The organism is Rhodobacteraceae bacterium S2214 (genome assembly GCA_025141675.1).
Taxonomy (GTDB): domain Bacteria; phylum Pseudomonadota; class Alphaproteobacteria; order Rhodobacterales; family Rhodobacteraceae; genus Yoonia.
In genome coordinates, this window is record CP081161.1 from 2,663,848 (window position 1) to 2,676,401 (window position 12,554).

The following is a 12,554-nucleotide window of genomic DNA, read 5'->3' on the forward strand; positions in this document are numbered from 1 at the left end:
GTTCGGGTGCCATTTATCCCAAAAAGAGAGAAACTAATCGTAACTAAAAAGGCAAAGACACCCGCTTGCAGAATATGCATACTCGATAACTTTCAACACTACGCAGAAAAATTGCGCAATTCACGGATATGGTAGTTTAGGATTTTCCGAAATCCCTTTTAGAAAAACACCCCAACACACACGCCTGAATTGTACAAAAATGTCACAGCGATACGTCGCCGCAACTTTTTTCTAATTAATTCAAAAATTGGGAACTTTTTCAAATTCAATTCAAGTGTCGTCTCGCACTTTTGAAATTTCGGCTTTCAAATCCTTTTCCCAAATAGGCATGTTTTCCCGGACCAGAGTCGCATAGGCCCCATCTGGATTAGTCGGTTCGTCGATGTCGTATTTGTCGGCTAGTTCCAGCATCATGGTCCGGTCAAAGTCTTGAAAGGCATCCACCAACTGCGTGGCTTTCGCACGTTCATACCCGAGTGCTTCGAAAACAGATCGCGTTGCGCGCACCGAACTATCGTAGGTCTCGCGAATGATATCGCGGCATCCTACGGCCCAAAGATCGTACACATGCCACCTGTCATAGGCACGGGCGACGATGTGAACATGCGGGTGGTGTTCACGTACGTGGCGGACCAATTCTGTGACCTGTTCCTTTCCATCGATGGCGACCACAAGAACCTTTGCATCATCGATCCCAGCGGCGTGCAGCAAATCGGGCCGTGTCGCGTCGCCGTAGTAGACGCTCAGCCCGAAACCACGGAGCATTTCAAGCTGTTCATGGCTGTAGTCCACAACCGTGGTGTCATAGTCCGCAGCCTGCAATGCCCGATTGACGATGCCGCCAAAACGCCCATGACCGGCAATAATGATCTTTGCATCCGACGTGATATCATCAGCGGGTCGTTCTTGTTGGCGGGAATAGCGCGGCGCAATAACCCGATCGTAAATGATGAACAAAGCAGGTGTTAGCAGCATCGACAGCGCAACAATCAGCAACAGCAGATCAGCAACGTCCGAAGGTACGACGCCATTTGCGACTGTGAAGGACACGAGCACAAAACCGAATTCGCCAGCCTGCGCCAATCCCAGTGCGAACAGCCATTTGTCACCGCTTTCGATCTTGAACACGCGCGCCACACCAAGGATGATACCGCATTTGAGTGCGATCAGCCCGATAGTCAGCCCAACAATCAATGGCAAGTTTGCGGACAGCAGACCAAAGTCGATGCTTGCGCCGACGGTGATGAAGAACACGCCAAGAAAGATACCTTTGAACGGTGCGATGTCGCTTTCCAATTCATGCCGGTATTCGCTGTTTGCCATCACAACGCCGGCAAGGAATGTTCCTAACGCAGGTGACAGCCCGACCATGGTCATCAACAGCGCAATGCCCACGACAAGCATCAGGGCTGTGCTGACAAACAATTCGCGCAACCGCGCTTTGGCCACGTAGCGAAAGATCGGCCCCGTCAGGTAACGCCCCGCCATGATGACAGCAGCAATTGCCACAAGCGTCACAAGCGCAGTCATCCAACCCGACAGGCCTTCAACCATATTCAGGTTCAATGCCGCCTCTGCGTGACCATCGCCGTGTCCTGCGCCATGATCATCGCCGTGGTCGGCCGCACCAAGCAGTTCCGGCAGGGCAAGCAGCGGGATCAAGGCTAGCATCGGGATCACTGCGATGTCTTGGAATAGAAGAACTGAAAAACTGGCCTGCCCCCCATCGCTCCGCATTAGTCCTTTTTCGTTTAGCGTCTGGGTCACGATGGCCGTGGATGACAGGGCAAAAATCAGACCAATCGCCAGCGCGATGCTCCACGCCAGTCCAAAAATCATCGCTACGGCCATCACAGCAGCCGTTGTCAGCCCGACCTGCAGCCCCCCCATCACAAAGATGCGCGCACGCATGGCCCACAAAACCTGTGGCTGCATTTCCAGACCGATCAGGAACAACATCATCACAACACCAAATTCGGTGAAGTGCTGAAGCGCTACGATATCAACGCCAAATCCTTGCAAAATCGGACCGATGACGATTCCTGCGATCAAATATCCAAGAACTGACCCAAGTCCGAACTTGGACGCCAACGGCACGGCAATCATTCCCGCCAAAAACAAGGTGAAAGTGATCAGCATAAATTCTGCGGTCATGTTTGCGGCCCCCCAATGCCTGCGGTGGACATAATGTTCCTGCGGAGCCGCATTCACATGTGCCAAGGGTTAGCATGGGCCAGTGGGACGCCCAGCGCAATTCAACTTGCGCCGAAACTTGCACACAAAACGGCCACCCGACAAAGCGGATGGCCGTTTTAGATGAATTCCGTGCTGAACGGGGTTTCTAGTAGGCCCCGCGCCCCGATAAAACAGCGCGGACTGTCAGACCCATCAAGAGCAAATCAAACATGATCGATTTCGACCGGAGGTAAGTCACGTCCATCGCGACCATGCGTGAGAACCCGATGTCGGCACGACCCGAAACCTGCCAAATGCCCGTAATCCCCGGTATTGCATTCAATCGGCGCATCGCGGCCGCAGGATACATCGCGACTTCGCTTGGCAATGCAGGACGCGGGCCAACAAGCGACATTTCCCCACGTAGGACGTTCAAAATCTGTGGTAATTCATCAATGGAATAGCGGCGGATGAAACGGCCAACGCGTGTGATCCGAGGGTCAGCCCGCATTTTGAAACAGACGCCTTCGCGTTCGCTGTTTTCGACCAACGCGTCACGCCGCGTCTCAGCGTCTTGATACATCGACCGGAATTTGATCATGGAAAACGATGTGCCCCGGTGACCTACACGGTCTTGTTTGAAAAAGACCGGGCCGCGGCTGGTCATTTTCACGGCCACTGCGGTCGTAACAAACACAGGCGAAAGCGCTACAAGTGCGACAGAGGCCACGGAAATATCCAGCGCGCGCTTTGAAACCGTCATGGCCGGGGCAGTGATCCGGCGGGTCCGACCAGCCTGAACCATGGCACGTGCAACAAACGCAGGGTTGCCCAAGACATACCGTTTGAACATGCGGCGTGGTTCGAGGGCCAGACGCCAAGCCCATTCCAGTTTTGCTTTGCGCACGACGGCTGGTGCACGGCTGACACGGCCTGCCTTGAAGTCGAACAATGCGCCGACACCCATAACCAATTTTGCGTTGATGGATTTGCGGTGCTGGTACAACCAGACGTCCTGCAACGGCACGCCCATTGCGACCATCACGATGTCCGCACCACTGGCATTGATCTTTTCGATCATGGCATTTGAATAAGCCCTGTCAAAAAAGCCGTCCTGCGCTCCAGCAATTTGTAGGCCCGGAATTTTCAGGCACAGGTTATCTGCCGCTTCTTGGGCCACGCCGGGGGCTGCACCAAGAAGATAAACCGACATGCCACGCGCAGCGGCGCCTCTGCACAGTGGTTCGCACAAATCGGTGCCGTTCAGGTTTTCGCGCAAACGACGACCAATCAGCTTTGCCGCGAGGCTGATCCCTGCCCCGTCCGGTAGGATAACGTCTGCGGCACGCAGTGCACGTTTATAGAGTTTATCTTTAGCGGCCGTATTCACACAGTGTGCATTCAAGAAGGCGGCGGTCGTCTGGCCTGGGCGCTCCAAGAGATGCTGAACGGCTGTAGCGCGGTCCGCATTGAGGAGCGACAAACCGAAAAGGGATATAGTCTGTAACATAAAAGTCGTCCTTAAGATTTCGTTAAGGACAATTTGTCTGAAAACAGGTGCTTTAAGCGACGTCACGAAGGGACATCTGCAGGTCCCGAACGCAGCATCGCACATGCAATCGAGAGGCACGCGCACCACAAGTATCGGCGGCACTATCCGATCGCGTAGTCGAATTGTGCGAATACGCTTTTGCCTTCATCCTACGCCATCAATTACGCGCACGAGGCAACGCAATGGACCGATTCTCAGCGCATTGGCGCATCTGATTCTCAATCCCGCGCCCGAAACAATACACATGCATAGCCACACATCTATTCAGAGGGACTGGTAGCGATAAACGTTGATGCGACTGCACAAGAACCTGTCGTGAGAGACTCAAATTTGAAAACAGTTTTATACAAAAGGATAGCAAGGTAGCCCGCTGCACAGTCCAACTGACCGTCCGCGATAGCGCACTTTATGATCTCTCCCGCTAAAAGTGTGGCAGGAGTATTTGCCCATGTCCCGTTCTACACGTTTCCGTCCCCTGCGCATTGTTGCGCGCCACCGTCCATCTAGCGCCCGCGTTCTGCGCGGCGGCCGCACCACAGACTTAGGGCGATTGCCCCGCTACGTGATGCTGTTTGGTTTGGCTGCTGCCACTATCTGGACACCGATTTCGGCCTATGTCCGTTTGACGCCATCCAGTTACACATCAGATGTGTCATTGATCCTGCCCGGATCAGGTGCTCAGTCTTCGGTCAATCTTGCTGAATTGGGTCAGGCGTCTTCATCTGCCGCCTCTGCATTTTCGTCTTCGCGCGTCAGTCCAACAGAGACGTACAAGCGTCTGCTCGCCGCCAACCGCACGTTGGAAAGAGCCGCGGCCGATCTGGACACGCCAATGCAATATTTTGGCGAACCACGCATCCAATTGGTCGACGAGACATCATTGATCCACTTCTCAATGGTTGGCGCGTCACCCGAGGAAGCACAGCTCCGCGCGAAAACGCTGCTAGATGTCTTCATGGACGAAATCGAAATTCTTCGTTTGGATGAGCTGCACAGCCGCGAGGAATCCGCCCAGAACGCACTTTCAGGATACGAGGCTGCGGTAGATGATCTGCGTAATCAGATCGCCAAGCTACAAACCGAAAGTGGGTTGGTGTCATTTGCACACTACGAAGATCTTGTAAAAGAACGCGATACGCTGGCCCTGAAGGTGGATGACACCATTGCACGGCGTCGCGGGATTGACGCGCAGATGATATCGCTGTCCGAAAAACTCGGCGTGTCACCACAAATGGCTGCGACGAACCTGCGGCTGCATGCTGATCCTGAATTCCAGGAACTGGCGCGAACACTATCGGAAAACCGCGCGACGCTCGCTTTAGCCCGTGGCCGGTTTGGCCCACGTCACCCACAAGTCACTAACGCAGTCCAGAAATTGTCTGGCGCAGAAGCGCAAATGCGGTCACGTGGCGCGATTTTGTTGGGTAACGACGCAATGACAGCAAGCAGCGCGTTGGACGTGTCACCTGATCCCGCACGCGGCGCTTTGCTTGCCGAACTTGTTGAACTGGCAGGCCTTTGTGAAAGTCTTGCGACCACCGAAGCCACATTAATCGCACAACGTGATGCTGCCGACCTGCGTATAAAAACCATGGCGCCGCTTGCGTCGCGCCTTGATGATCTGTCGCGCGATTATCAAGTTGCGGAAACAGTGTTTAGTTCTGCCTTGGCCCGCGTGGATACAACAAAGTCGGACGTTTACGCGTCTTATCCGTTGGTTCAGGTATTGGCCGATGCTTCATTGCCGATCAACCCGACATCCCCGCAGCCGATGATCGCGATTGCCGCAGGCATCACAGCCACATTGATGATCCTGATGGGTCTGACACTGGCTTGGCTGCGTCGCCCGATGATCGACAAGCTTTTGGCGCGGCCAGCGGTGTAACCCAATGACCCTGCCCGAACGTATCGCGTCAAAGACGCTTGTCTGGACTTGGGGGTTCTACGCATTTGGTAGTCTCTATGTCGTGGGTCCGGTACTTGCGTGGATCTTGGGGGCACTTGCCGTCCTTGGCCTGTATCTGGGCCCCGCCATGCGCGAAGACCTGCGCCCGACCGGTCCTATTCCCGCGATGATCTGGCTTTGGATCGCAGGAATGAGCGTGATGCTTGTCGCGCTTTGGGTCGGTCACCTTGACTGGAACTTAGGTTTGAAAGGGACAATCAAGTCCAGCATCGGCTGGGCGAAAGGCTGGGCCCTGCTGGCGCTGTTCCCATTTGCAGGTGCCATTCTTCAAATCAATCGTGACGTGTTGATCCGTGCCCATTGCCGATTGGCATTGATCACGTTGATCATCACGCCAATCCTATTTGTGGCACCGATGATTGGCCTGCCCGAACGTATCTTCACGTCCCCGCTCAAAGCCGTTGGCGGCCCAGGGCCAGAATATTTCACTGTCTATTTCTACACGTTGGACCCGTCCACTTGGACACCGCGTTGGCAGTTCTACGCGCCTTGGTCGCCGTTTGCCGGTCTGCTCGGTGTAATCATGGTCCTGTTCGCCCTAGAGGAAAAACATCGCGGCTGGTTGATTGCCGGATGTCTGGCTGGCGTCGCGATGATACTGCTGTCCAAATCGCGGATGAGTCTTGTTGCCTTGGTCGTGGCCAGCGTCGCCCCCCGCATGATGCCATTGCTATTGCGGACTTGGGCGTGGATGATCGGTGCTGCAATCGTAGGATCAATGGCCGTTTTCTGGACACCGCTGAACAACGCGATCACCCGCTTCTGGTCCGCATTCAAATCATCACGTGCTGACAGCACGCGTGTGCGCGAGACCTTACAAAGGATCGCACACGAACGGTGGGAAGCGGAAGCATTCTGGTTCGGCCACGGCAAAGTCGCCTCCGGCACACATATCGTTGAATACATGCCAATCGGGTCGCATCACACGTGGTGGGGCCTGCTCTTTGTGAAGGGGTTGGTCGGCTTTCTGGCGATGGCTGTGCCGTTCGCCGTCCATCTTTGCATCACGCTGAAGGACGCAGCAGTTCATCCGCAGGGCCGTCTACCGCTTGGGATAATGATCGTGTTTCTGATCTTGTCGATGGGCGAGAATATCGAAATCGAAGCCTATCTGATGTGGCCTGCGCTGATGTTGCTTGGCATCCACCTGCGCGAGATGGCCGAACGGGCCCCACAGATCAGCCCGTCTGCGCCTGCCCCCGAATTCCAGCCTGCCTAGATCCTAACAGGCTGGCGCGTGACCTGCATCGGTCAGCAATGCGCCCCACCCTTCGGCAAAACGCATCTCGGCTTGCGCCACACGGTCTCTGGCTGCCTGCGCACGCGCGTGATCCGGCATATCGCAGAGCATACGCAGCGCGTCGGCCCAAGCCGCGACCGAAAACGTGTCCACCGCAACAGCACCAGATGCCGCATGATCGCGTAGACCGTCCGCAGTTGATACCAATAGAGGCCGTCCCGCAGCCATCGTTTCCAAGGCCACCAGGCCATAAGGTTCACGCCGCGACGGCATCGCCACGGCATCAACGGAGCGTAACGCCGCAACTGGGTCCGCGACATGGCCATGAAACACGATGTTCGGATCGCCGTCAGCCAACTGATGTAGCTGTTCCCGATCAGGGCCATCCCCGAAGACATCCAGCTGGACACCCTGCAAAGCCGCAGCCTTGAAAGCAGGGATCAACAGATCAAACCCCTTTTGCCCATGCAACCGACCGATTGCACCGATCCGTGTGATCGGACCAGCTGTCGGTGCGACAGCCAGAAAATCGTCTAGCGCGACACAGGACGGGATCAGGGTTAGCGCCTCGGGCGTGATGCCAATGCCGCTCACAAGCCAATCCTGTTGCGCCTCACTAATCGTAATAACGCGATCAAACACAGCCATGGAAATGCGCAACATTGCACGGAACCGTTTTGGGTGGTTCACCTCGGCTTGCGCGAAGGCGGCACTGTAGTGGTGTTCAACGTGAACAAGCGTGGCCTTGGGATTGCGGGCACGCAGGGCTACGAAAAACGGCAGATTCTTCCATGACAAAACGATATGCGACACGATCACGTCCGCATCTGTTTTGGGTGGTACGGTCGGTCCGGCGGGCGTTGTCAGAATGTCATGCGTTCCAAGGGCGGTCATCTGCGCGGACCCTTTGATAAAGTCCAGCATGCGCATGACGCCGCCCGGGCTGGTGTCGTCGATCAGATGGCAGAACCGAATCATGATGCGGCCTTGCGCAATGCCCGATCAATCAGCCGCTTGCCACCCAGCACCATGACAACGCTTGCCGCCAAAGTGCTGATGGTTTTGCGTGGTTCAAAGAATAACGGATGCAATGATTTCGCAAATCCCTGCATTTGCAGGCGCAGGGCGGCTTTTCCGTCGCCAAGGCTGACGGCGCGGCGGGCCAGATACCGACGCTGATAAGCCTCTGCTGCTGGCAACCATTTTTGGGCAAATTCGGGCGCGATCATGCGTACTTTATCAGCCATCTTGGTCCACGTCGCAAATTGCTTGTCCAGATTTGCGGACAACCCGCCCGACACAATGCGGTATCGTGTCAGCGGTTCCGACAGTCCGCCAAATCCCCAAGCGGTGGTCAACGCGATACGTATCCAGCATTCGATGTCTTCGGATTGGCGCAGGTTCTCGTCGAAGTACCACATGCGCACGTCGCCCTTGGGCTGGTATCCGATGTCGTGCAGCGTTGCTGCACGAATGACCGGTGCGGACCCGTTTCCGACCGGATTGCGCAACAGGATATGATGTGCGGCAACGTCAGCTGTGCGCGGCGCTTGGATGATCCCAAGGCTGCGGTTTGCTTCATCAACGAGCAAAGACGCTGAATAGCTCACACCAATTTCGGGATGATCCGCCAAATAAGCCACGTGGTTTGCCAGCTTTTCAGGTTCCCATAGATCGTCACCGTCACAAAAGCCGATCAATTCACCTTCTGCCGCAATGATACCGCCGTTGCGCGCACCAGCGAGGCCGCGATTGACTTGGCGAAACAAACGGACCCGCGGATCAGGCTGGGCTTCGACCCACGCAGCAGTGCCATCCGTGGACCCATCATCAACAACGATGATTTCGAAATCTGTGTAAGTCTGCGCGAGCAGCGAAGACACTGTTTCAGGAAGCGTTTTTAACGTGTTGAACGCGGGAACAACGATACTGACATGGGGCATAACAAAACAACCTTTTACGCAAAGAATGATCGACGCAGCGGCGCCGGAATAAGTGGGGCAAACAGACAAGACACAAACGTCGCGGGACCACGATGACCGTCGCCCAGAAACGCGAGCGGAGACAGTTTGAAACCCGCCAAAGCCAACTGAAACGCCGACTTGGGCGGGATGTTCAGACGCAATGCGCGACGCGCCAAGTAACGCAGGTGCAGGGCTTCGGCGCGATCACGTTGTGCATCGGCAATCTCATGCCCCGCGCTCGCAACCGCCTCGCGCCAACCTTCGTGCATCTGCATCAGGTTGGCCGACAGTCCATTATTGCTGGCACGGTACCGCACCAAAACGAAGGGCGTCGCAACCAGCGTTTTGCCGGACGCTACGAACCGCACCAAGAATTCAAGATCCTCGCTGTAGCGCATGTCTTCGCGAAACCCCTTTAGTTCAAGGAAAGCCGCACGGCGCACACACAAGTTCGACAAGGTGCAAACCGGATTTTCGCCCAACAGGTCTTCAAGGGATGTCTGGCCCGCTTTGACCGTTGATGTAGTCGTATCCGCAGCGCTGCTGTCCTCAAAAAATGCGATGCGCCCATAGATACCGTCTGCCTCGGGGGAAGTCGCGGCAACCTGCGCAATATGTGACAGTTTTTGCGGTACCCATATATCATCTGAATCGAGAAACGCGATCCAGTCCGCATTTGCAGACGCTGCGCCGACGTTGCGCGCAATGCTTGGACCTTCATTGGGCTTGCCGATCACGTGAATGCGGGGATCAGACGCCGCAGCGGCGTGCAACATGTCGAGGGTTGCGTCGGTCGATCCGTCATCAACGCAGATCGCTTCCCAATCTTGTTCGTCCTGGCTTTGCAAAGACGCCAGCGTTTCCGCTAGCGTTTCGGTCGCATTATAACAAGCGATAACAACAGAAAAACGCGGCATAGTCAGGCCTCCATTCGGCGAATTGATAGAAACAATGGAACGCTTGCGACGAGCTGAACCAAACAAGAAATGGCGAGGTAGCCCCAGGCAATCGCTTCAAGGCCCAGCGGAGACAGGAAATATGTCGCGGTCAAAAGCGAAACCGTCAGGCCGGTTGTGACGGCCAGTTCGGTCAGCGCGCGATCTTCGGCCCGCAGCCATTGCGCGGTCCCGGACCAAACCATCGTCGGGATCGCAGCCAGACAAAGGATCGATACGATTGGTGAAATGTAGGCCCAGTCTTCCCCAAGCAAGAACGGCACGTAGTAGGGTGTCGCCAAGGCTTGCAGGATGACAATTGGGGTTGTGAACAAAAGCCCCAACCAAACCGCTTCGCCTGTCGCGCGAGCGCGGTTCGTAGCGGCGGCGATTGTGGGAAACACCACGCGCGAAAAAGCTTTCGAGATTGACGTCGCAAGGCTTAGACCTGCGTTAAACGCGAAAAAGTAGATACCAAGGGCTTCGGCCCCCAGCGTCGCGCCGATCACCAGCTTGTCCCCCTGCAAACGCAGGGTTTTGATCACTTCGCTCCCCAAAAGGCATGCGCCAAATCCGACGAAGTGACTGACGGGTGCCGCGTCCGTTACCGGTGCTGGCACGTCAGGGTGCAGACGGCGCATCCCGATCAGCCAGACCGGCGCCGTCAGAACGCGGGGTAAAATCAACGCAAGCGGGGAAGGAAACACCATTGCAAGTCCGGCAGTCAGGATGTTCGCTAAGACAACCTGCCCCCCCGCGACACCTGCAGTGCCTGTCAGTTTCCCCGCTCGCATGGCCAGCGCGCAATGTACAATTCCGGCTGGCATCACGAGGTATTCCAATGCCAAAAGAGCGATCATAAGTGGGATCAGGGTTCCGCCTGACCACAACCAAATTCCCGCAGCAAACAGACATTGGACAGCAAACAGCCCAATGCACCATAAACGAAACAAGCGACGTGCTGTGGTTACAACCGCGGGCAGCGCTTTGTCAGGTGCGGCGATGATCCGCTGCACGACCCCGGTTTCCGTGAGTGATTTCAGGATGTCGCCTGCGGCAATCGCAGCTGCGGCAAGGCCGATGGCCTCTGCCTCCATGACACGCGCCACGACGATCACAACCGCAATGCGCGAAATCTTTTGGATGATCTCGGATGCACCATTGGTCAGGAGCGACGTCAAAAAGTGGCGATTGTCTGGCATAATATCCTCGTGGTTAATACAGCCAGATTTATCATAAGCATTCGATTCAATCGCATGTCTGTAAGGTTGGTCTTGTGGCGATTCCGCACCGTTTCCTATACAAACGGATAGTTCAGACCCAAGTATGCTGAGTTCCCTCGCAGTTTTGATGTCCCTACGTTAGGGTAAGAAAAAAGCGTGCGAGCGGAATACATGCAGACGACCAGATTGATTATGATTGTCGCGATGTCGTGCCTATTGGCGGCCTGTGCATCGCACACGGTTCCAGGCAACCGCGAAGACGTTGACGCCGGCCAAGCCTATCAAGCCCGCTATCGCGGTCCCGACACAGGTGGTGCCGAGGTCACAAGGTCGTCGTATCTTGATATGCTCAAATGTACGGATGGCGCGGTGGTTTCCGATAACGACAGTTATGATGGAAAAGGAACGGCTGGCATCGGGTCCATTACAGGTGGCAGTCCTGAGGTGCTTTCTGTTGGCGATCTGTTGCAGGTTTTCATTGAAGAAGACGAAACGCTTTCGGACACATATGTGATCAATGAAGATGGAAATGTGCGTATCCCCTTCTTGCGCTCTGTTCCTGCAGCCGGGCGCAGTCCACGTTCCGTCGAAACGGCCATTGCCAACGCATTGATCGCTGACGAACTTTACACCATCGAACCACGTGTTTCGGTGATCCTGAAGGATTATGCCGCAGCCACTGTTTTTGTGGCTGGTGCCGTTTTTGAACCACGTCAGGTGATTGTCGGCGGGGCCAATGCCCAAACCCGCGACGTTGAACGCCAGCAGGCACTGGGTGCCGCTACCGCGTCACGTCGCCTGTCGACAGCGCTTCGCAACGCGGGTGGTATCCGTCCGGATGCCGACCTTTCCAAAGTTGTTGTCATTCGCGGCGGGGACCGCACCGTCTACGATATCCGGGAAGCCCCGCGCGGCGGCGCCTTTCCAGATCCAATTCTGATTGCCGGTGACCGCGTCGAAGTGCCGTCTCGTCAGTGTTTCCAAGATGAACTGGTCGTTCCAAGTTCTGTCACCCCTCCGGGCGTCAAAGTCTTTTTGTCGAACCTTGCCGAAACAGCGCTTGCCAATAACCCAGCAGCGGTCCCGGATGCGCGGGATATGCGGTACGGGACGCGGTTCTTGCAGGCCGTCTTTGGCCTGAACTGCGTTGGTGGATCCAAACTGACCAATGCCAACCGGCGCGCTGTTCTGTTTTCCCGCAATCCGATCACCGGCGAATCTGTGGTCATTGATCGGTCCATCGAAGACCTGCTGCGCGATGCGGAACGAGACGAATTTAACCCCTACATCATGCCGGAAGATTCGATTTCCTGCTACGACAGCGCGACCGTCAGCTTCCGCAACCTTGCGGCCGCATTCGGCGTCGTTTCAGCGGCTGTTTACGTCATCAACTAAAAGCGGCGGATCGGGAACTGGCGATCCGTTTCCCGGATTTCAGGCATCGGTATAATGGACTTTGCAGGGCCCAACTCGACGCATCATCGACAAACGCGGTTACG

Annotated in this window: 9 protein-coding genes; 3 read left to right on the forward strand and 6 right to left on the reverse strand. The window is 55.8% G+C overall.

The features are described from left to right. Positions 1-270 precede the first annotated feature (270 nt). Together K3729_13320 and K3729_13325 are read right to left on the reverse strand one after the other, a co-directional pair. A complete protein-coding gene (locus K3729_13320) occupies positions 271-2,154 on the reverse strand; it encodes a monovalent cation:proton antiporter-2 (CPA2) family protein (GenBank protein UWQ98424.1) in 1,884 nt (627 codons plus the stop codon). Positions 2,155-2,341: 187 nt separating this feature from the next. Beyond that, a complete protein-coding gene (locus K3729_13325) occupies positions 2,342-3,685 on the reverse strand; it encodes a WecB/TagA/CpsF family glycosyltransferase (GenBank protein UWQ98425.1) in 1,344 nt (447 codons plus the stop codon). Between the two features lie 490 nt (positions 3,686-4,175). On the opposite strand from K3729_13325, the gene K3729_13330 reads away from it, so the two are divergent. Together K3729_13330 and K3729_13335 are read left to right on the forward strand one after the other, a co-directional pair. Continuing rightward, complete coding sequence (locus K3729_13330) at positions 4,176-5,612, forward strand: hypothetical protein (protein UWQ98426.1); 1,437 nt, start codon at positions 4,176-4,178, stop codon at positions 5,610-5,612. Positions 5,613-5,616: 4 nt separating this feature from the next. Next, positions 5,617-6,912, forward strand: a complete 1,296-nt coding sequence (locus K3729_13335) for an O-antigen ligase domain-containing protein (GenBank protein UWQ98427.1) — start codon at positions 5,617-5,619, stop codon at positions 6,910-6,912. A gap of 3 nt (positions 6,913-6,915) precedes the next feature. On the opposite strand, the gene K3729_13340 is transcribed toward K3729_13335, so the two are convergent. From K3729_13340 to K3729_13355, 4 genes are read right to left on the reverse strand one after another with little or no spacing between them, the layout of a single operon-like run. Then, a complete protein-coding gene (locus K3729_13340; GenBank protein UWQ98428.1) occupies positions 6,916-7,911 on the reverse strand; it encodes a glycosyltransferase family 4 protein in 996 nt (331 codons plus the stop codon). Further along, entirely contained in the window at positions 7,908-8,876 is a 969-nt protein-coding gene (locus tag K3729_13345; protein ID UWQ98429.1) for a glycosyltransferase family 2 protein, read from the reverse strand. The genes K3729_13340 and K3729_13345 overlap by 4 nt, the downstream gene beginning before the upstream one ends. 14 nt (positions 8,877-8,890) lie before the next feature. Beyond that, positions 8,891-9,814 (reverse strand): glycosyltransferase, encoded by a 924-nt coding sequence (locus tag K3729_13350; GenBank protein UWQ98430.1) that lies wholly within the window; start codon positions 9,812-9,814, stop codon positions 8,891-8,893. Between the two features lie 2 nt (positions 9,815-9,816). Continuing rightward, positions 9,817-11,034, reverse strand: coding sequence for an oligosaccharide flippase family protein (locus K3729_13355; GenBank protein UWQ98431.1), 1,218 nt, complete (start codon positions 11,032-11,034; stop codon positions 9,817-9,819). A 192-nt stretch (positions 11,035-11,226) separates the two neighbouring features. Between K3729_13355 and K3729_13360 the strand changes: the two genes are divergently transcribed. Further along, a complete protein-coding gene (locus K3729_13360; GenBank protein UWQ98432.1) occupies positions 11,227-12,450 on the forward strand; it encodes a polysaccharide biosynthesis/export family protein in 1,224 nt (407 codons plus the stop codon). Positions 12,451-12,554 lie beyond the last annotated feature (104 nt).